This is a genomic window from Frateuria sp., assembly GCF_035944355.1.
Classification (GTDB): Bacteria; Pseudomonadota; Gammaproteobacteria; order Xanthomonadales; family Rhodanobacteraceae; genus Frateuria_A.
This window is the reverse complement of the sequence record NZ_DASZBH010000010.1, coordinates 114,757-133,792: the sequence shown is the minus strand read 5'-3', so window position 1 is coordinate 133,792 and position 19,036 is coordinate 114,757. Positions and strand designations below refer to the sequence as shown.

Here is a 19,036-nt window from a genome sequence, read left to right as displayed (position 1 = left end):
CGGTTCAGCCAGCCGACCGAATGATCGGCCCGGCCTGCTCGGCGCGCCCCAGCGCCTGCGCGATGTTCTCCACTCGCTCCCGCAGGATCGATGCGCTCGGCGCGCACACCGTGGCGTGACCCACCTTGCGCCCCGGACGCGCCTGCTTGCCGTAGTCGTGCCAGTGGCCGTCGATGGTCCGCAGCACAGGGGACGGATCAGGCAGATCGCCGATCCAGTTGAACATGCACGAGAGCCCGCGCGCGCCGGTGTCGCCCAGCGGCAGGCCGAGCACCGCGCGCACGTGGTTCTCGAACTGGCTGGTGTGCGCGCCCTCGATGGTCCAGTGACCGGAGTTGTGCACGCGCGGCGCCATTTCGTTGCCGAGCAGTTGGCCGTCCTTGACGAACAGCTCCAGCGCGAACACGCCCACGTAGTCGAGCCGCTCGGCCAAAGTGCGGGCCAGGTCGGTGGCGCGCTGCTGGAGCGCCTCGATGTCCGGGGCGGGCGCCAGGCTCAGGCTGAGCACGCCGTCGGTGTGCCAGTTGCGGGTCAGCGGCCAGGTGCGGAAATCGCCTTCGCGGCTGCGCACGGCAATCACCGACAGCTCGCGCTCGAACGGCACGAAGGCTTCCAGGATCAGGCCATGCGCGGCCCCCTGTGCGCCCAGCGCGGCCCAGGCGGCATCGACGTCGCCGGGCGTCTTCAGGCGGAACTGGCCCTTGCCGTCGTAGCCCAGCCGCCGCGTCTTGAGGATGGCCGGCGCACCGACCTGGGCAATCGCCCGCCCCAGGTCCGCTCGCGTGTCGACCGGCACGAAGGCAGGCGTGTCCAGCCCGCATTCGCGGAACAAGGTCTTCTCCGCGAGCCGGTCCTGCGCCACGGCCAGCGCGCGCGGCGCGGGCGACACCGCGACGCGTTCGGCCAGCCAGTGCGCGGTCTGGGCCGGCACGTTCTCGAAGTCGAAGGTGACCACGTCGACCATGGAGGCGAAGCGCTCCAACGCGACGTAGTCGTTCCAGTCGGCCACCACCAGCGGCGCGACCTGCCCCGCGCAGGCGTCACCGGCGCTGTCGACCACCAGCGTCTTGATGCCCAGCGGGGCGGCGGCCAGCGCCAGCATGCGCGCCAGCTGGCCGCCACCGAGGATGCCCAGCACGGGTTGGCGGCGCTCGCTCATGCGCGCGGGTCCGGCTGGTCGAGCACGGTCTGGGTCTGCCTGGATCGAAAGGCGTCGAGCGCCCCCGCAATCGCCGGGTCGTGCAAGGCGAGCACCGCGGCGGCGAGCAGCCCGGCGTTCACCGCGCCGGCGCGGCCGATCGCCAGCGTGCCGACCGGGATGCCGGCCGGCATCTGCGCGATGGAAAGCAGCGAATCCATGCCGTTGAGCGCCTTGGACTGCACCGGCACACCGAACACCGGCAAGCGCGTCTTGGCCGCCAGCATGCCCGGCAGGTGCGCGGCACCGCCGGCGCCGGCGATGATCACCTCGATGCCGCGCGCGGCGGCCTCGTCCGCATAGCGGAACAACAGGTCCGGTGTGCGATGCGCGGAGACGACGCGCACCTCGTGCGGTACGCCCAATTCGTCCAGCACGCTGGCCGCATGCTCCATGGTTTCCCAGTCGGACCGGGAACCCATCACCACGCCCACGCGGGCCGGCTTGGCGGTCGAAGTCATGGTTCTGCCATCCCAAAAAGACTATTGTACGGGCTTCTGCAACCGTCACGAACCGCCCCATGGACAAGCGCCTGCTCGACATCCTGTGCTGCCCGGTCAGCAAGACGCCCGTTCGCCCGCTCGCCCGCGGCGAACTGGACGCGGTCAACGCCGCGATCGAGCGTGGCGAGGTGGACACGGTCGCCGGCAGCCCGGTGCGCGACCGGCTGGGCGAGGGCCTAATCACCATCGACCGCAAGGTGATCTACCGGGTCGACGACGGTATCCCGGTCATGCTGCCCGAAGAAGGGATCGGCACGGTCCAGTTCAAGGACTTCCCCGCGGTTGCCTGAGGCGGGCTGTCGGAAAAGTGATCGGCGCCATGCTTTTGCACAAAGCGTCGACTAATGTGTACGGCGGTGCATGACTCGTTCACATTTTCTCGCTTATCGTCGGATTTCGCGCCGCCAGAGCGGTCGTGGTCGTCGGCAAGGGATGCTTCAGGGGTGTGGCGATGAATGAAGCCAATGAAACTGGCAAGGTGGTGAGCCTGAGCCAGCGCCAGGAGTCGGCCGAACGCGTCGGCGACCTGCTTGGCGCCGTGCGGGCGATTGCCGGCCGCCGCCTGCAGCTCCTGTTGGGCAACATGTTCGAGCATGTGGACGATGCCTTGTTCGATCTGGCCGAGAAGGCCGAGAACAACGCCGCCCAGATGCATTACTTCGACGGCATGCGTGAGGTGCGCAAGCGCCGGCCGCTGGTCGAACGCAGTTTCCTCGCCCAGGTCAGCCGCGAGCTGACCGGGCTCTCCGGCCGCGCCGCCCCGGCCTCGGCCGCGCCGCCTTCCCCCGGTCCGGTCGAACTCTCGCTAGTGGCGGAAAACGAGCTGGAGGAGTCGCTGGCCATCACCAGCATGACCGCCAAGTACGAGTCGCGCCTGGCGCGTGATCTGTTCGCCGTCAATCAGCGGCTGTCGGTGATCTGCGGCGGCATCAAGATCGACGAGACCAACAATCCGGTGGCGCCGGCCGCGTTGTCCCAGGCGTTCCGCCAGGCCATGCGCGAGCTGACCGCCGAGATGCGCGTCAAGCTGATCATCTACAAGTTGTTCGACCGTTACGTGCTGTCCGCGCTGGAAGAGCTCTACCAGGAGATCAACACCGAGCTGGTCCGCGCCGGGGTGCTGCCGCAGCTGCGCCACGAGGTGGTGCGGGGTGAGGCGTCGTCCGCGGGTACGGCCACGGGCACCGGCGCGGGTGCCGAGGAAGCGGCGCCGGAGATCGATCCCGAAGCCGCGCTCGCCAGCGAACTGCTGCATACCGTGCGCGCGTTGTTCAGCACCCGCCGCCAGGCCGTCGCCGGCGCCATCGGCGGCGCCGGGGTGCAAGGCCCGCCTGCCGCGGTGCCGACGGCCAACGAGCTGCTCGGCGCGCTCAGCGTGCTGCAGAGCCAGCTCGCGTCCGGCCCCATGCCGAGCGAACATTCGGCCGATCCGGCAGCGCTTGGCCGCGAGGTCCTGCAACTGAAGGAACACCTGCTGGGCCAACTCGGCGCCCTGCGCGGCGAGCGCCCCAGCCAGGTGTCGGCGATCGACGAGGACACCATCGACCTGGTCGGCATGCTGTTCGAGTTCATCCTCGAGGACAACACGCTGCCGGCCAGCATGCAGGTCATGCTCTCGCGCCTGCAGATCCCTTACCTCAAGGCCGCGATCCTAGACCGCCGGCTGTTCGCCCATCGCCAGCATCCGGCGCGGCGCCTGCTGGACGGCCTGGCCGAACTGGCCAAGGGGTGGTCCGAGGAGTCCGACCGCGACCACCGCGTGCACGACAAGATCAAGTCCGTCGTCGAGCGCCTGCTGCACGAATTCGATGACGACATGAGCCTGTTCGAGCGCCTCGGCGCCGAACTGCAGGCCTTCCAGGAACAGAGCCGCAAGCGCGCGGAACTGGCCGAACAGCGCGTGGCCGAGTCGGCGCGCGGCCGCGAGAAGCTCGAGCTGGCGCGCCGCCGCGCCGCCCGCGAGATCCTCGACCGCATCGGCAGCCAGAGCCTGCCTCCGCTGATCCATGGCGTGCTGGCGCGTGCCTGGGCCAACCACCTGGTGCTGACCATCCTGCGCCAGGGCGAGGATTCGCCGGCTTTCGCCGAAGCGTTACGCTTCGTCAACGAATTCATCGCCAGCGCCCGTCCGGTGCACACGACCGATGACCGCCGCACGCTGCTGCGCATGCTGCCGGCCATCGAGCGCGCCCTGCGCCGCGGCCTCGCCAACGTGGCTTTCCAGGAAAACGACATCGAGCGCCTGCTCGACCAGCTGCATACCTACTACCGGCAGCAGTTGGGCGAGCTGGCTCCCGATACGAGCACCGAGGACACGGTGCTGCCGATTCCCGAGAGCATCCAGCCGATCCTGGACGCCGACTCGGCGGAGCCCGAACCCGAACCCAGCCAGGCCGCGGCCGTGATGGGCAGCAGCGAACTGGACCAAGTCGAACAGCTCAAGCCCGGTACCTGGCTGGAGTTCTGCCCGACCGGCGACGCGGTCACCCGCGCCAAGCTGTCATGGATCAGCCCGATGAGCGGCCGCTACCTGTTCGTCAACCGGCGCGGCCTCAAGGTAGGCGACTACGCGCCGCAAGAACTGGCCGCCGCGCTGGCAGCCGGCAGCGCGCGCATCCTGTCGTCTCAGCCGCTGTTCGATCGCGCGATGGGCGCCATCGTCGACCGCCTCAGCCAGGCCGCGGCTGCCGGCACCGATCCGGCGGCCTGAGTTCCTGCCTATTGGCCCTACCGCGCTATGCTTGCCGACTGGCGGGCGTAGAGCGGATGGCCGTCCCCGATATGCACCGCCCCATTCCATCGAACACCGAACGGATGCCGCATGCCTGACGCGCTTTCCCTCGATCCGCCCGAAGCACGGGTGATCGACGCCGATGTCGAACGTGCCTTCGCCGAGGATCTCGGCCATGGCGACGCCACCGCCGACCTGTTGCCGATCGACGCGATCGCCACGGCGGCGCTGACCTGCCGCGAGGATGCGGTGATCGCCGGCATCCCCTGGTTCGATGCCTGCTTCCGCAAGCTCGACGCCGATGTGGCGATCGACTGGCATGTGCGCGACGGCGATCGCGTGACGGCCGGCAGCGTGATCTGCCGCCTTCGCGGACGCGCCCGCGCGCTGGTCAGCGCCGAGCGCTCCGCGCTCAACTTCCTGCAACTGCTTTCCGGCACCGCCACGGCCACCGCAGCCTACGTGGCTGCCGTCGCAGGCACCGGCGTGCGCGTGCTGGATACGCGCAAGACCGTGCCGGGCCTGCGGCTGGCGCAAAAGTATGCCGTGCGCTGCGGTGGCGGCCACAACCACCGCATCGGGCTATTCGACGCCATCCTGATCAAGGAAAACCACATTGCCGCGGCAGGCGGCATCGAATCGGCCGTGGCGGCGGCGCGGCAACTGCACCCGGGATTGCTGCTAGAGATCGAAGTGGAAACCCTGGACGAGCTGCGCCGTGCCATCGACGCCGGCGTCGACCGCATCATGCTGGACAACTTCACCCCCGCGATGATGGCGGACGCTGTGGCCTGCACAGCCGGCCGCGTGCCGCTGGAAATCTCCGGCAACGTGGACCTGGAGACCATCGGGGTCTATGCCCGCACCGGCGTGGACTTCATCTCGGTCGGCGCGCTGACCAAACACGTGCGGGCGGTGGACCTTTCGCTGCGGCTACAGCTGTCGCCCTGACAGCACGCACGATCTTGGAGTGGACGCGCCCGCCCACCCGGCTCGACGGGTACGCAGACCGACGCCAGCTTGCGCCCGATCCACCGCGCCCACACACTGCCCTCATGAACCAGCTTTCCGACCTGATCGCCTTGCTGGCGTTCGCCGCCGTGGCCGGCTTGTGGTTCAAGTCGACCCGCGCCCGCGAGCGCGCGGTGGACGAAGCGCGCCGGCAATGCCTGCAACACGACCTGCAACTGCTCGATGAGACGGTGGGCCTGCGCAGCCTGCGCCTGCGGCGCGTCGACGGCAGGCGCCAGCTGGAAGTGGGTTACGGCTTCGAGGTCAGCGTGCAAGGCGACGACCGGCAGGAGGGCCGTTTGTGGATGCGTGGCGACCGGCTCGCGCGCGTAAGCCTGCCCGGGATCGGCGGGACAGCGCGGGACACGACCGAACCCGCCGCGCCGGCTGCCGGTCCGCAATTGCCGGAGCGCCCCGGCAACGTAGTGCCGCTTCGACCGAGGCGGCCGCGCACCGGGCACTAAGCGGCTGCCGGCGGCATCGGGCTCCCGAGTACCGCCAGAATTCCTTGGCTCGGCCCACGATGCAAATCGCCGCGGCCGGCGCACCAGGCGGCCAGCGGATGATCGCTACTTCACCACCCGCAGGTGCGGCGAGCGCCGTGGCTTGTCGGCGCCGTCCCCGGACGGGCCAGGCCCCGGTCCTTCCGGCCCCGGCCCCGGACCCGGTGCAGGCGGCGGCGTATCGCCATCCTCGGCGGGAAACATCATGCCCTGCCCGTTTTCCTGCGCGTAAAGGGCGAGCACCGCCTGCATCGGGATGCGGATGGCCTGGCTCACCCCGGAAAAGCGCGCCTGGAAATTGATCGAGTCGTTGCCCAGCTCCAGGTTGGCCACGGCACGCATGGCGAGATTGAGCACGACCTGGCCGTTCTTGATCACCTGCGGCGGCACGCGCACGCCCTCGACGGTGGCATCCACCAGTACGTACGGCGTGAGCTGGTTGTCGGTGATCCAGTCATAGATCGCCCGCAGCAGATACGGGCGGTTGGAACTCATCGGCGGTTGACGATCGGTCATCGACCCGCGCCGTTCATGGGCGCATCGCCCGTTCTTCGTTGGTCAGGCTGCGCGCATAGCCCTGGCTGTGGAACAGGCGCTCGCCGTAATCGACGATCGGCTTGCCTTCGCGTCCCAGATCCACGCCCAGCCATGGCAGGCGCCACACCACCGGCGCTACCAGGCAGTCGACCAGGCTCATTTCCGGATTCAGGAAGAACTTGGCCGCCTTGAACAGCGGCAGCGAAGCGAGCAGCTGCTCGCGCAGGCGCTTGCGCGCGGCATCGGCGGGGCGGCCACCGGCTCGGATGGTGTCCACTTCGGGCAGCCAGTCGCGCTCGATGCGCACGGTCGCCAGGCGCAGGCGTGCACGCGAAAGCGGATCGATCGGCATCAGCGGCGGATGCGGATAGCGCTCGTCCAGGTATTCGCAGACGACCGCGGTGTCGTAAAGCGTCAAGTCGCGATCGACCAGGGTCGGCGTGCTGCCGTAGGGATTGAGGTCGATCAGGTCTTCCGGCGGCTTGGCCGGGTCGACCAGCACACGCTCGTAGCTGACGCCCTTGGCCGCGAGCACCAGGCGCGCACGATGGCACTGGATGTCGTCGGCGGTGGTGTACAGGGTCAGTACGGTACGCGAACGAGCGCTTTGCACCATGCGCTTTTCTCCCCTTCAATAAGCGATGCGGCGACGCGCACGCCGCCGCATCCGAGGCTGGCGGACGATCCGGCTTAGTGGACGTCCTTCCAGTATTCCTTTTTCAGTGCATAGGCCAGCAGGGTGAACAGGGCCAGGAACAGGATCACCCAGATGCCGTAGGCGTGGCGCTGCAGCGCGGCCGGCTCGGAAACGTAGGCCAGGAAATTGGTCAGGTCGCGCGCCGCCTGCTGGTACTGCGCAGGCGTCATGCGGCCGGGCTGGGTCAGCTCCAGCTTCTCCACGTCCTCGCTGCCGGGCTTCTTCACCGCGGTCTGCACGCCCTGCAGCTCCCACAGCGGGAACGGCATGGAGGCGTTGGGGAACACGGTGTTGTTCCAGCCCACCGGGCGGCTCGGATCCAGATAGAAGCTGTTGAGGTAGCCGTAAACCCAGTCCGCCGTGCGCGCACGCACCTCGAGCGACAGATCCGGCGGCGCCTTGCCGAACCACTGCTTGGCCGAGTCCTCCGGCATGTGCGAAACCACGGTGTCACCGAACTTGGCGCCGGTGAAGTTGAGGTTCTTCATCACCTCGTCTTCGGTCAGGCCAAGGTCTTCGGCCATGCGCTGGTAACGCTGGAACTTCAGCGAATGGCAACCGACGCAGTAATTGAAGAACAACCGCGCGCCGCGCTGCAGGGACGCCTGGTCACGCAGGTTGACGCCAGCCGAAGGCAGCTCGACGCCGCCCTCGGCGGCCATCGCCGACACGCTTCCCAGCAGCAGGCCCAGCGCCAGCGCGGACGAAAAAAGGAACTGTTTCATCGAGAACTGTCGCTTAGTCATGCGTGGTCACCCGCTCCGGAACCGGCTTGGTCTTTTCCCAGCCAAGGCGCGTGTAGAACCCGAGGAATACGAAGAAGCCGAAGTAGATCAACGTCATCAGGCGGCCGAACAGATTTTCCCAGAAGGTCACGTCGACATTGCCGAACAGCTCGGGAATCAGCTCCGCCGTGATGTCGGTACCGATCGCGCCCAGCCCGAAGAAGGCGAACACGAACAGGCCCAGCGCCACCTTGTAGCCGGTGCCGCGATAGCGGATCGACTTGACCTTGCCCACATCGATCCACGGCAGGGCGAACAGCACGGCGATCGCACCGAACATCGCCAGCACGCCCCACACGGCAGTGCCGAACGCCGAGGGCACCATGCGGACGATCGCGTAGAACGGGGTGAAGTACCACACCGGCTTGATCAGCGGCGGCGTCGCCAGGTTGTTGGCGGCGATGAAGTTGTCGTTTTCCAGGAACCAGCCGCCGAAGGTCGGCGCAAAGAAAATGATGAACGCGCCGATCAGCAGGAAGAAGCCCACACCGACCAGATCCTTCACCGTGTAGTACGGATGGAAGGGAATGCCGTCGGCCGGCTTGAGCGCGTCCCAGCGATTGCCCTTCGGACCCTTCTTGATCTCCACGCCGTCGGGGTTGTTCGAGCCGACCTCGTGCAGCGCGGCGATGTGCAGCACCACCAGCAGCAGCAGCACCAGCGGCAGCGCGATCACGTGCAGCGCGAAGAAGCGGTTCAAGGTGGCATCGGCGGGCAGGTAGTCGCCCATGATCCACTCGACCAGCGTGCTGCCGATGACCGGGATGGTGCCGAACAAGGAGATGATCACCTTGGCGCCCCAGAAGGACATGTTGCCCCACGGCAACACGTAGCCCATGAAGGCCTCGGCCATCAGCACCAGGAAGATCAGCATGCCCAGCAGCCACACCAGTTCGCGCGGCTTCTTGTACGAGCCGTACAGCAGGCCGCGGAACATGTGCAGGAACACCACCACGAAGAACAGCGAAGCTCCGGTGGAGTGCATGTAGCGGATCAGCCAGCCCCACTCCACGTCGCGCATGATGTACTCGACCGAGGCGAAGGCTTCCGCCGCGCTGGTCTTGTAGTTCATGGTCAGGAAGATGCCGGTCACGATCTGGTTGACCAGCACCAGCAGCGCCAGCGAGCCGAAGTAGTACCAGAGGTTGAAGTTCTTCGGCGCGTAGTACTCGGTCATGTGCTTGCGGTAGGCAGGCATCATGCCGGGGGCGCGCTCGTTGACCCAGTCGCCCATGCGGGTGAATACGTTAGCCATCAGCCGGCCTCCTTGGGATCGACGCCGATCTGGATGTGCGTGTCATCCGCGAAATGGTACGGCGGCACCTGCAGGTTCTTCGGTGCGGGCACGCCGGAGAAGACGCGGCCGGAAAGGTCGTAGCGCGACTTGTGGCACGGGCAGAAAAAGCCGCCCTTCCAGTTCGGGTCGAACGGCTCGGGCTTGATCTGCGGGAAAAACTCCGGCACGCAGCCCAAGTGGGTGCAGATGCCGATCAGGACCAACCACTCCGGCTTGATCGAGCGGGTCGGGCCCTTGATGTAGTCCGGCTGCTGGTCGACCGTCGAGTTGGGATCGACCAGGCGCGGCGCCAGGCTCGGCAACACGGCCAGTTGGTCCTTGCTGCGACGGACCACGAACACGGGCAGGCCGCGCCACGCATAGTCGACTTTCTGGCCCATCTCGATCTTGCTGATGTCGGCCACGACCGGCGCACCGGCGGCCTTGGCGCGGGCGCTGGGCTCCCAGGACTTGATGAAGGGCACGACTGCCGCGACGACTCCCACGCCACCGACCACCGAGGTAGTCGCTGTGAGGAAGCGGCGGCGGCCGTGATCGACGACTTCGTTCGCCATCAGGCTCTCCGGTACATGCAATGCCATTGAGATGCGAGCCCCGTTTGGGAGCCTGCAAAAATCGCGTTAGTGTAGCGTCAGGGCCTGGCCCGTACAATCAATCGCACAGGGGACGAAGCCTATCCCCGCGCGCCTCCCACGTCCGGCCCACCCAAACCATTGAAGCCATGAAGAACGCCGCCGGCGCGCTCGCCTTTATCGCCCGCTTCGTCATCCTGGGATTGGCGCTCGCCTTCGTGGTCGGGCTGCTCTGGCCGGGCAGCGGCGACCGCCTGCGCCAGCGCTTCGGCCTTGCCCATGCGCCCGAACCCCAGTCCACGCAGGCAGGGGTGCCTGCGCCCGGCAGCGGGCCGGTTTCCTACGCCGATGCCGTGGCTCGGGCGGCCCCCGCAGTGGTCAACATCTACGCCAACAAGATGGTCACCGCACGCGCCGTGCAGATGTACGACGACCCGGTACTGCAGCGGCTGTTCGGCGGCCTGCCCACCGGCCCGGCCTACAAGCGCCCGCAGCAGGTGCTCGGCTCGGGCGTGATCGTCAGCGCGCAAGGCTACGTACTGACCAACAACCACGTCATCGCCAACGCCGACGACATCCAGGTGCTGCTCTACGACGGTCGCATCGCCAAGGCCACGCTGGTGGGAGCCGACGAGGAAACCGACCTGGCCGTGCTGAAGATCGAGGGCAGCAACCTGCCGGTGGCCCGGATCGCCGACAGCCATGCCTTGCGCGCGGGCGACGTGGTGCTGGCGATCGGCAATCCGCTCGGGCTCAACCAGACGGTGACGATGGGCATCGTCAGCGCCGTGGGGCGGCAACTTTCCAGCTCCAGCGCCGAAGATTTCATCCAGACCGACGCCGCCATCAATCTGGGCAACTCCGGCGGCGCGCTGGTCAATGCGCGAGGCGATCTGGTCGGCATCAATACGTTGTTGATCGGGCGGCAGGCCAACGCCGAGGGCATCGGTTTCGCGATCCCGATCGGAAGCGCCAAGAACGTGCTGGATCAGATCATCGCCACCGGCCACGTGGTGCGCGGCTGGCTCGGCGCCGACTACGCCTTCGTGCCGGTGTCGGCCGACAGCGGCCTGCCCGCGGCGGCCCGCGGAGCGCAGGTGACCGACGTCTATCCGGGCGGACCGGCCGCGCTGGCCGGCATCCAGCCGCACGACATCCTGCTTCGCATCGGCACCGACGACATCCTCGACCCGGCCGACCTGCGCCGACACGAGGCCGCGCTCAAGCCGGGCAGCCAGGTGGATGTTTCCGGCCTGCGCAACGGCGTGCCGTTCCATACCCAGGTCACCCTCGCCCGCAGGCCCCCGCTGCAGACCGGCGCCACGCTGGACGGCTGAGACGCACCGAACGCCCCACGGTCTGGCTCATCGGCCGGAGAACGCCCCCGCCCCTCAGGGACCGCCGGCACCCCGCATGGCGGTCATCGCGCCGTGCACCGCGGCGCCGTAGCGGCGCCGCAGCTCGCCCACGCGCTTGACGTAGACCTGCGTCTCGGCGAACGGCGGCACGCCGTTGTAGCGCTGGACCGCGCCGGGCCCGGCGTTGTAGGCCGCCGCGGCCAGTTGTTCGTTGCCGCCGAAGATCCGCAACAGTTGGGCCAGGTAACGCGCGCCACCCCGGATGTTCTGGCCCGCGTCGAAGGCGTCGAGCACACCCATGTCGCTGGCGGTGCCGGGCATCAGCTGCATCAACCCTTGCGCTCCCTTGAGCGAGAGCGCGTTGGGATTGAAGGCGCTCTCGGCATGGATCACCGCGCGCAGGAAGGCCTCGTCCACGCCCGATTCCACGCTGGCCATGCGGATCGCATCGGCATAGGCGGTGATGTTCAACCGCACCCGACTCCAGTCGATCGTCGAGTGCAGGTTGCAGGCCACGCACGTGGCGATATAGGTGAACAGCATGGTGACCGCGTTGCCGCGGCCGCCGCCCGGGTTCACGTTGGTGTACTCGACCGAGCCATCCGGCCTGGTGACGCGGTAGACCGCGCCGCGGAGCACGCGGTCCGCCGCGGCGGCCGTCGCGTCCGCTGCCACGCCGTCGCGGTAGTTCCACCGCCCGGCCGGGACCATCCGCGCGGTGGTATCGACGGCGCCCTCGACCTGCGCCAGCGATACCGTCCGGGCCGTGGTCTGCACCCAACCATGCACACCCGCGAGCGAGACGGCCGCCGCCGTCGCACGACGCACCGGCCTGGCCGCGGGCGCACTGTAAGAAGCCACCTTGCGGCAACCGCTGTAGCCGTCGGTCGTGCTGCTGAATACCGCTTCGCCGCTGGCACCCATACATCGATACAACGATCGGGCGTGCGCCGTCGGCAACCAGGCCAGGCCCGCCAACAGCACGCAGGCCAGCGCGATCCTGGACAGGATCGTGCGGACCGGGAAAGCGGCGCAGGCCACGCCGGCGCTCTCCCCTTGGCGTTCGGCAGCAGGCATGCCGCGAGTTTGCCCCCGCGGCGGAATCAAGCCAAGCGCCGCCTCGCGGTTTCGTGCGCAGGGGCAAACTTGCCGCCAGCATGACCGGGCGGCACAAGCGGCCGCACCCGGCCGCCGGGCCACGCACCCGCAAGTACTTGATCCGCCTCGCCGCAACTGGCAGCTGCGCGACCACGGGCGTAAACTGCGCGGTTCGGCGCCCCTCGCTCCGGCGCACCACGCACACGGTATACAGGCCCATGAGCGGCAAGCCAGCTCTCACCAAACTCTTCATCAAGACCCACGGTTGCCAGATGAACGAGTACGACTCGGCCAAGATGGCCGACGTGCTCAAGGCGTCCCATGGCATGGAACTGACCCAGGACGAGTCCGAGGCGGACGTCATCCTGATCAACACCTGCTCGATCCGCGAGAAAGCGCAGGAGAAGGTGTTCAGCCAACTCGGCCGCTGGAAGGAGTTCAAACAGGGCGACAAGCCGGTGCTGATCGGCGTGGGCGGCTGCGTGGCCAGCCAGGAGGGCGAAGCGATCATCAAACGCGCCCCCTACGTGGACCTGGTGTTCGGACCGCAGACCCTGCATCGCCTGCCCGAGCTGATCGAAGCCAAGCGCGAGACCGGCAAGCCGCAGGTGGACATCTCCTTCCCCGAGATCGAGAAGTTCGACAAGCTGCCCGAGCCACGCGCCGAAGGACCGACCGCCTTCGTCTCGATCATGGAAGGCTGCTCAAAATATTGCAGCTATTGCGTAGTGCCCTACACCCGCGGCACCGAGATCAGCCGTCCGTTCGACGACGTGCTGGTCGAAGTGGCGCAGCTGGCCGAACAGGGCGTGCGCGAGGTCACCCTGCTGGGCCAGAACGTCAATGCCTATCAGGGCCCGATGCACGACGGCGGCACGGCGGATCTGGCCGTGCTGATCCATGCCATCGCGCGGATCGAAACGATCGGCCGCATCCGCTTCACCACTTCGCATCCGCTGGAGTTCTCCGACTCGCTGATCGAGGCCTACGCCAGCTGCGGCAAGCTCGCCAATTTCCTGCACCTGCCGGTGCAGGCCGGTTCCGACCGCATCCTGGCGGCCATGAAGCGCGGCTACACCACGCTGGAGTTCAAGCAGAAGATCCGCAAGCTGCGCGCGGTGCGGCCGAACATCTGCCTGAGCTCCGATTTCATCGTCGGCTTCCCTGGCGAAACCGACGAGGACTTCGAGAAGACCATGAAACTGATCGAGGACGTCGGCTTCGACCAGAGCTTTTCCTTCATCTTCTCCGCCCGCCCGGGCACGCCGGCGGCCAACCTGGCCGACGACACGCCCGCCGAGGTCAAGCACGCCCGCCTGTCGCGGCTGCAGGCCAGACTCAACGACAACGCGCGGGCGATCAACGAGGCGATGGTCGGCACCGTGCAGCGCGTGCTGGTGGAAAAGCCCAGCCGCAAGAATCCCGACGAACTCACCGGCCGCACCGAGAACATGCGGTTCGTGAACTTCCCCGGCAACGCGCGGCTGATCGGCCAGTTCGTCGACGTCGAGATCACCGAGGCCATGAGCAACTCGCTGCGCGGGCGCGTGCACCTGGCCGAAGACGCAGTTCTCGCCTGATTCAAAGCCCCTCTCTCCCCGGGAGAAGCACTGGGGAGAGGGTCCGGTATCCGCGGCAAGCTCCAGACGAAGCGCTCCGCCCGAACCCTCATCCGCCTCTCGGCACCTTCTCCCAGAGGGAGAAGCATTCACTCCCAAGCATCCCGCCCCTCCCATGACCAACGGCCTCAACGAACGCGACTTCGCCCTCGACCCGGAAGACAACCCCCGGCTCGCCAACCTGTGCGGCCCGTTCGACGAGCACCTGCGGCAGGTGGAACTGCGGCTGGGCGTGGAGATCGACCACCGCGGCAATCTGTTCAAGGTGATCGGCGAAGAGGCGCCGGCGCACGCCGCCGAGAAGGTGCTGCGTGCGCTCTACGCCGCCACCGAAAAGGAAACGCTGACCGGCGCGCAGATCAACCTGCACCTGGCCGAATCGGGCATCGACGCGATCACCGAGGAAGCGGCCGAGGGCGCGCAGGACGTGGTGATCAAGGTCAAGCGCGGCGTGATCAAGGGCCGCGGGCCCAACCAGGCGCGCTACCTGCACGCCATCACCACCCACGACATCAACTTCGGCGTGGGCCCGGCCGGCACCGGCAAGACCTACCTCGCCGTCGCCAGCGCGGTCGAGGCCCTGGAAGCCAACCGCGTGCAGCGCCTGCTGCTGGTGCGCCCGGCGGTGGAAGCCGGCGAGAAGCTCGGCTTCCTGCCCGGCGACCTTTCGCAGAAGGTGGACCCGTACCTGCGCCCGCTGTACGACGCGCTCTATGAAATGCTCGGCTTCGAGAAGGTGGCCAAGCTGATCGAGCGCAACGTGATCGAGATCGCCCCGCTGGCCTACATGCGCGGCCGCACGCTAAACGACTCCTACGTGATCCTGGACGAGGCGCAGAACACCACCGTCGAGCAGATGAAGATGTTCCTCACCCGCATCGGCTTCGGATCGGTCGCGGTGATCACCGGCGACGTCAGCCAGGTCGACCTGCCGCGGCACGTGCGCTCCGGCCTGCGCCACGCGGTGGAAGTGCTGCGCGGCGTCAGCGGCATCAGCTTCACCTTCTTCACCTCGCGCGACGTGGTGCGCCATCCGCTGGTGGCCAAGATCGTGCGCGCCTACGAGGCGTTCGAGCAGGCGGAGAGCGGGGAACAGGGAGCCGGGAACCCCAAGGGCGGCGCGGCGTGAGCGCCAAGGCCGCCTCCCGCAACCCCCGTCAGGCCGCCAAGCCGCCGGCTGGTGTGGCGGCGCCTGCCCCCCTGCTTTCGGTGAGCTATGCGGTCCCCCGCGGGGGCATTCCTGCACCGGCCAGCTTCCGCCAGTGGGTGGCGGCGGCGCTGTGGGGCGCCCGGCGGCGCAAGCCGGCCGAGATCGGTATCCGCATCGTCGGCGCCCAGGAGGGCCAGGCGCTCAACCGCGACTACCGCGGCAAGGACTACGCCACCAACGTGCTCTCCTTCCCCGCAGAACTGCCGCCCGGTGTGAACGTCCCGCTGATCGGCGACCTGGCCATCTGCGCGCCGGTGGTCGCCCGCGAAGCGATCGAACAGCACAAGGCGCCGCGCGACCATTGGGCTCATCTGACCGTCCACGGCACCTTGCACCTGCTCGGCTACGACCACGTCGAAGACGCCCAGGCCGAAGCCATGGAAACGCTGGAAACCCGGATCCTGGCCAGCCTGGGCATCGCCGACCCCTACGCCTGAGCGCCGAGGACCTCCCTCCTCCGTGAAGAGAGTTCCAAAGCGGGCACCCGTGCCCTTGTGCCCTGAATCACCACGCTTTTTCCGCTAGACTCCGGCTTTCCGCCCGTCTGCGGGCGCTCCCACCCGAGTTGATGAACGACGACCCTGGCAGTACGAACGGCCCGGCCCCCCACCGCTCCTGGTGGGATCGCCTGGGCCATCTGTTTTCCGGCGAACCGCGCAACCGCGACGAGCTGATCGAGGAATTGCGCGCCGCCCAGGTCAATGGCCTGCTGTCCAACGACACCCTCACCATGGTGGAGGGCGCGCTCAAGGTCACCGAACTGAGCGTCGATGACGTGATGGTGCCGCGCGCGCAGATCGTGATGATCCCGGCCGATGCGTCGCTGCACGAGATCCTGGCCAAGGTGGTCGAGTCCGGCCACTCGCGTTTTCCCGTACACGGCGAAGACAAGGACGAGATCGTCGGCATCCTGCTCGCCAAGGACCTGCTCAAGTACTTCGGCGATGGCGAGGGATTCGACCTCGGGCTGCTGCTGCGTCCCGCGGTGTTGATCCCGGAATCCATGAGGCTGAACGTGCTGCTGGCCGAGTTCCGGCGCTCGCGCAACCACATGGCGCTGGTGGTGGACGAATACGGCGGCGTAGCCGGTCTCATCACCATCGAGGACGTGCTCGAACAGATCGTCGGCGAGATCGACGACGAGCATGACGACGAGGACGAACCCAGCCTGATGCACGCGCTGCCCGGCGGCGACTGGCTGGTCAGCGCCCTCACCCCGATCGCCGACTTCAACGAGCAGGCCGGCGCCAGCTTCTCCGACGAGGAATTCGATACGGTCGGCGGCATGGCCACGGCCGAATTCGGCCACCTGCCGGAGGTCGGCGAGGAGGTGGTGTTCGGCGGCTTCCTGTTCATTGTCACCGCGGCCGACGACAGGCGCGTGCAGCAGTTTCGCGTGAACCGGCAGGCTACCGATGCCTGAGGCATTCCCGGCAGCCCCGGCTGCTCCCGTCCGGCCGTCTTCTGGCGGCTGGACGCATCCCTGGCATGAGGTGACCCGCTCCCTCACCGGCTTGCTCGGGACCTGCGGAGAGCGAACCGCGTGATTACAAGGTTCTGGCAAGTCTGCCTGGCCCTGCTGCTGGCGGCGGCGCTGTGCCCCGCCCACGCGGGCGTTGCCAACGCCCCCGGCGCGAACCTCGAGGTTTCGCTGATCACCTACGGCCCGGGCGACACCTACTGGGAGCGCTTCGGCCACGACGCCATCGAACTGCGCGACACAGTCAGCGGCGAGGCTTTCAATTTCAACTACGGCGTATTCGACTTCGACGAGCGCGGCTTCCTGCTCAATTTCGCGCGCGGCCGCATGCACTACCTGATGGACGCGGAGCCCACCGGGCTGGACGAGAGCTGGTACGTGCAGGCGGGCCGGTCCGTCACCCGCCAGCGCCTGGCGCTCACGCCCGCACAGGCCGCCGCGCTGCGCGACTTCCTGCTGTGGAACCTGCGCCCGGAAAACGCCCGCTACGACTACGACTACTACGTCGACAACTGCACCACCCGCGTGCGCGACGCGCTCGACCGCGCGCTAGGCGGCGTGCTCGAGGCCCGGCTCACCGCACGCCCCGGCGGCATGACCTACCGCCAGCAGACCGTCCGCCTGATGAGCGCCCAGCCATGGCTGATGCTGCTGCTCGACCTCGGACTCGGTCCGTATGCCGACCGGCCACTCAACGCCTGGCAGGAAAGCTTCCTGCCGGGCGTGCTCGAGCGCGAACTGGCGGCAGTGCGCGTCGGCGATGACGGGAGCACGCGCCCACTGGTGACCGCCACCGACCTGCTCGCCCCCAACCGCCTCGACACGCCGCCCGCCACGGCGCCGGATTTGCGCCTGCCCATGGCATGGGCAGGTCTGGCGCTCGCCGCCGCGTTACTCCTGGCACGCCGCTTCTGGCCCATCGGCTTCGCTCTGCTCGGCAGCCTCTATCTGGTCTCGGCGGCGGTGGCCGGCATCGGCCTGCTCGTGCTCTGGCTGCTGACCACCCACCACGCCGCCTGGGCGAACGCCAACCTGCTGCTGTTCAACCCGCTCGCGCTCGCCCTGCTGCGATCGCCATGGCGTGCGCGCCGCGGCCTGCCCACTTCGCGCCTGGCCAACGCCATCATGGCGATGCAGCTGCTGGCCCTGCTGGCAGCCGTCCTGCTGCACCTGCTCCCGGGCACCGTGCAACAGAACCAGCCATGGCTGCTGTTCGCCATGCCGGTGTGGGTCGCGATGGCGTGGTCGCTGCGTCGATTCACGGGCGCACGCAAGCCATAACGCGCTACATCCCTGCCGATGCGCCCCGGCGCCCACTGTTCCTTCCGGCATCCATTGCCTGGCGTGGGGTCGCCGCGCACTATGCCGCGATGACAGCCATTCAGCCCTCGCCACCCCATCCCGCCGCCGACAGCAGGGTCGTCAACTGCGTTGCCTATCGCGGCGACGGCAGCCGTATCGGTGAGATCACCCTCGATGCCATCAGCGATGTGTTGCGGGAGCCGGGCACCTTCGTCTGGGTGGGCTTGCACGAGCCGGACGAAGCGCTGCTGCTGAAGCTTCAGGAAGAGTTCGACCTGCACGACCTGGCGGTGGAGGACGCGCACAAGGCGCACCAGCGCACCAAGCTGGAGGCCTATGGGGATTCTTTATTCCTGGTGGTGCAGACCGCCCAGCTGGTCGACGGCAACCTCGCCTTCGGCGAGACCCAGATCTTCTTCGGCGCCCGCTACCTGGTGACGGTGCGCCATGGCGCCTCGCTGTCGTACGCCCCGGCACGTCGCGCCTGCGAGCAGGCGCGCGGACTGATGCGCAACGGCCCGAGCTATGGCCTGTACGGAGTGCTCGACTTCATCGTCGACAACCTGCTGCCGATCGTGCGCGACTTCCGCGAGGAGCTTCACCAGCTGGAAGCGGACATCTTCGCCGAGACCTTCAAGCGCAGCACCGTGCGGCGGCTCTACGACATGCAACGCGACCTGATGACCCTGCGCCTGGCAGTTGCGCCACTGCAGGACATCACCAGCCAGCTGGTGCGGCACCACCCTCAGCTGATTCCCGACGAGCTGCGCGTCTATTTCCGCGACGTGTACGACCACGTGTTCCGCGTGAACGAATCGATCAGCGCGATGCGCGAGATGCTGGCCGCGGCGATCAACGTCAACCTTTCGCTGGTCACCTTCGGCCAGAACGAAGTGATGAAGCGGCTGGCCGGATACGCCGCGATGCTGGCCGCACCGACCCTGCTTACCAGCTGGTACGGCATGAACTTCACGCACATGCCCGAACTCAACAAGCCATGGGCCTATCCGCTGGTGATCGCGCTCGTGATCGGCGTGGTCGGCAGCATCTACGTCCTGCTGAAGCGGGCCAAGTGGCTATGAGCCCCGGTTGACGGTGACAAGGAAACGGCGGCCTGGGCCGCCGTTTCTTCATG

General features: G+C 67.8%; 19 protein-coding genes. 11 read left to right on the top strand and 8 right to left on the bottom strand.

Features of this window, described 5'->3' with window-relative positions:
* Positions 1-4 precede the first annotated feature (4 nt).
* Entirely contained in the window at positions 5-1,159 is a 1,155-nt protein-coding gene (locus VGU03_RS07990) for a 5-(carboxyamino)imidazole ribonucleotide synthase (protein ID WP_327479858.1), read from the bottom strand.
* Positions 1,156-1,659, bottom strand: a complete 504-nt coding sequence (gene purE, locus VGU03_RS07985) for a 5-(carboxyamino)imidazole ribonucleotide mutase (protein WP_327479857.1) — start codon at positions 1,657-1,659, stop codon at positions 1,156-1,158. Before purE ends, VGU03_RS07990 begins: the two co-directional genes overlap by 4 nt.
* A gap of 59 nt (positions 1,660-1,718) precedes the next feature.
* Between purE and VGU03_RS07980 the strand changes: the two genes are divergently transcribed.
* From VGU03_RS07980 to VGU03_RS07965, 4 genes are all read left to right on the top strand, one after another.
* The gene (locus VGU03_RS07980; RefSeq protein ID WP_327479856.1) at positions 1,719-1,991 is read left to right on the top strand and encodes a Trm112 family protein; all 273 of its coding nucleotides are present in this window, start codon (positions 1,719-1,721) and stop codon (positions 1,989-1,991) included.
* A 161-nt stretch (positions 1,992-2,152) separates the two neighbouring features.
* A complete protein-coding gene (locus VGU03_RS07975; protein WP_327479855.1) occupies positions 2,153-4,411 on the top strand; it encodes a DUF1631 domain-containing protein in 2,259 nt (752 codons plus the stop codon).
* Between the two features lie 111 nt (positions 4,412-4,522).
* On the top strand, positions 4,523-5,383 hold the full coding sequence (gene nadC / locus VGU03_RS07970; RefSeq protein WP_327479854.1) for a carboxylating nicotinate-nucleotide diphosphorylase: 861 nt from the start codon (positions 4,523-4,525) through the stop codon (positions 5,381-5,383).
* A 104-nt stretch (positions 5,384-5,487) separates the two neighbouring features.
* Positions 5,488-5,907 carry a DUF3301 domain-containing protein gene (locus tag VGU03_RS07965; protein ID WP_327479853.1) on the top strand — a complete coding sequence of 140 codons (420 nt, stop codon included), beginning with the start codon at positions 5,488-5,490 and terminating at the stop codon, positions 5,905-5,907.
* Between the two features lie 105 nt (positions 5,908-6,012).
* Here VGU03_RS07965 and VGU03_RS07960 read toward each other — a convergent pair whose 3' ends face one another.
* The 5 genes from VGU03_RS07960 to petA form a co-directional block, all read right to left on the bottom strand.
* The gene (locus tag VGU03_RS07960; RefSeq protein ID WP_327479994.1) at positions 6,013-6,441 is read right to left on the bottom strand and encodes a ClpXP protease specificity-enhancing factor; all 429 of its coding nucleotides are present in this window, start codon (positions 6,439-6,441) and stop codon (positions 6,013-6,015) included.
* A gap of 34 nt (positions 6,442-6,475) precedes the next feature.
* Entirely contained in the window at positions 6,476-7,099 is a 624-nt protein-coding gene (locus VGU03_RS07955; RefSeq protein WP_327479852.1) for a glutathione S-transferase N-terminal domain-containing protein, read from the bottom strand.
* A gap of 74 nt (positions 7,100-7,173) precedes the next feature.
* Positions 7,174-7,926, bottom strand: a complete 753-nt coding sequence (locus VGU03_RS07950; protein WP_414655950.1) for a cytochrome c1 — start codon at positions 7,924-7,926, stop codon at positions 7,174-7,176.
* A complete protein-coding gene (locus tag VGU03_RS07945; protein WP_327479851.1) occupies positions 7,919-9,220 on the bottom strand; it encodes a cytochrome bc complex cytochrome b subunit in 1,302 nt (433 codons plus the stop codon). Before VGU03_RS07945 ends, VGU03_RS07950 begins: the two co-directional genes overlap by 8 nt.
* Positions 9,220-9,816, bottom strand: coding sequence for a ubiquinol-cytochrome c reductase iron-sulfur subunit (gene petA / locus VGU03_RS07940; RefSeq protein ID WP_327479850.1), 597 nt, complete (start codon positions 9,814-9,816; stop codon positions 9,220-9,222). The genes VGU03_RS07945 and petA overlap by 1 nt, the downstream gene beginning before the upstream one ends.
* 167 nt (positions 9,817-9,983) lie before the next feature.
* Here petA and VGU03_RS07935 point away from each other — a divergent pair, with 167 nt between their 5' ends.
* Entirely contained in the window at positions 9,984-11,171 is a 1,188-nt protein-coding gene (locus VGU03_RS07935; RefSeq protein ID WP_327479849.1) for a S1C family serine protease, read from the top strand.
* Between the two features lie 54 nt (positions 11,172-11,225).
* On the opposite strand, the gene VGU03_RS07930 is transcribed toward VGU03_RS07935, so the two are convergent.
* Positions 11,226-12,269 carry a lytic transglycosylase domain-containing protein gene (locus VGU03_RS07930; RefSeq protein WP_327479848.1) on the bottom strand — a complete coding sequence of 348 codons (1,044 nt, stop codon included), beginning with the start codon at positions 12,267-12,269 and terminating at the stop codon, positions 11,226-11,228.
* A 239-nt stretch (positions 12,270-12,508) separates the two neighbouring features.
* On the opposite strand from VGU03_RS07930, the gene miaB reads away from it, so the two are divergent.
* From miaB to VGU03_RS07900, 6 genes are all read left to right on the top strand, one after another.
* Complete coding sequence (miaB, locus tag VGU03_RS07925) at positions 12,509-13,870, top strand: tRNA (N6-isopentenyl adenosine(37)-C2)-methylthiotransferase MiaB (protein ID WP_327479847.1); 1,362 nt, start codon at positions 12,509-12,511, stop codon at positions 13,868-13,870.
* A 154-nt stretch (positions 13,871-14,024) separates the two neighbouring features.
* Positions 14,025-15,038 carry a PhoH family protein gene (locus VGU03_RS07920; protein ID WP_327479846.1) on the top strand — a complete coding sequence of 338 codons (1,014 nt, stop codon included), beginning with the start codon at positions 14,025-14,027 and terminating at the stop codon, positions 15,036-15,038.
* 53 nt (positions 15,039-15,091) lie between these two features.
* A complete protein-coding gene (gene ybeY, locus VGU03_RS07915; RefSeq protein WP_327479992.1) occupies positions 15,092-15,556 on the top strand; it encodes an rRNA maturation RNase YbeY in 465 nt (154 codons plus the stop codon).
* Positions 15,557-15,687: 131 nt separating this feature from the next.
* Positions 15,688-16,542 carry an HlyC/CorC family transporter gene (locus VGU03_RS07910; protein ID WP_327479845.1) on the top strand — a complete coding sequence of 285 codons (855 nt, stop codon included), beginning with the start codon at positions 15,688-15,690 and terminating at the stop codon, positions 16,540-16,542.
* A 123-nt stretch (positions 16,543-16,665) separates the two neighbouring features.
* A complete protein-coding gene (locus VGU03_RS07905; RefSeq protein WP_327479991.1) occupies positions 16,666-17,880 on the top strand; it encodes a DUF4105 domain-containing protein in 1,215 nt (404 codons plus the stop codon).
* Between the two features lie 89 nt (positions 17,881-17,969).
* Positions 17,970-18,983 (top strand): magnesium and cobalt transport protein CorA, encoded by a 1,014-nt coding sequence (locus tag VGU03_RS07900; RefSeq protein ID WP_327479844.1) that lies wholly within the window; start codon positions 17,970-17,972, stop codon positions 18,981-18,983.
* The last annotated feature ends 53 nt before the right edge of the window (positions 18,984-19,036 follow it).

Bases quoted from the DNA above. Each gene is read 5' to 3' on its own strand.
- VGU03_RS07990 (WP_327479858.1), bottom strand. From the start codon at position 1,159: ATGAGCGAGCGCCGCCAACCCGTGCTGGGCATCCTCGGTGGCGGCCAG.
- purE (WP_327479857.1), bottom strand. From the start codon at position 1,659: ATGACTTCGACCGCCAAGCCGGCCCGCGTGGGCGTGGTGATGGGTTCC.
- VGU03_RS07980 (WP_327479856.1), top strand. From the start codon at position 1,719: ATGGACAAGCGCCTGCTCGACATCCTGTGCTGCCCGGTCAGCAAGACG.
- VGU03_RS07975 (WP_327479855.1), top strand. From the start codon at position 2,153: ATGAATGAAGCCAATGAAACTGGCAAGGTGGTGAGCCTGAGCCAGCGC.
- nadC (WP_327479854.1), top strand. From the start codon at position 4,523: ATGCCTGACGCGCTTTCCCTCGATCCGCCCGAAGCACGGGTGATCGAC.
- VGU03_RS07965 (WP_327479853.1), top strand. From the start codon at position 5,488: ATGAACCAGCTTTCCGACCTGATCGCCTTGCTGGCGTTCGCCGCCGTG.
- VGU03_RS07960 (WP_327479994.1), bottom strand. From the start codon at position 6,441: ATGAGTTCCAACCGCCCGTATCTGCTGCGGGCGATCTATGACTGGATC.
- VGU03_RS07955 (WP_327479852.1), bottom strand. From the start codon at position 7,099: ATGGTGCAAAGCGCTCGTTCGCGTACCGTACTGACCCTGTACACCACC.
- VGU03_RS07950 (WP_414655950.1), bottom strand. From the start codon at position 7,926: ATGACTAAGCGACAGTTCTCGATGAAACAGTTCCTTTTTTCGTCCGCG.
- VGU03_RS07945 (WP_327479851.1), bottom strand. From the start codon at position 9,220: ATGGCTAACGTATTCACCCGCATGGGCGACTGGGTCAACGAGCGCGCC.
- petA (WP_327479850.1), bottom strand. From the start codon at position 9,816: ATGGCGAACGAAGTCGTCGATCACGGCCGCCGCCGCTTCCTCACAGCG.
- VGU03_RS07935 (WP_327479849.1), top strand. From the start codon at position 9,984: ATGAAGAACGCCGCCGGCGCGCTCGCCTTTATCGCCCGCTTCGTCATC.
- VGU03_RS07930 (WP_327479848.1), bottom strand. From the start codon at position 12,269: ATGCCTGCTGCCGAACGCCAAGGGGAGAGCGCCGGCGTGGCCTGCGCC.
- miaB (WP_327479847.1), top strand. From the start codon at position 12,509: ATGAGCGGCAAGCCAGCTCTCACCAAACTCTTCATCAAGACCCACGGT.
- VGU03_RS07920 (WP_327479846.1), top strand. From the start codon at position 14,025: ATGACCAACGGCCTCAACGAACGCGACTTCGCCCTCGACCCGGAAGAC.
- VGU03_RS07910 (WP_327479845.1), top strand. From the start codon at position 15,688: ATGAACGACGACCCTGGCAGTACGAACGGCCCGGCCCCCCACCGCTCC.
- VGU03_RS07900 (WP_327479844.1), top strand. From the start codon at position 17,970: ATGACAGCCATTCAGCCCTCGCCACCCCATCCCGCCGCCGACAGCAGG.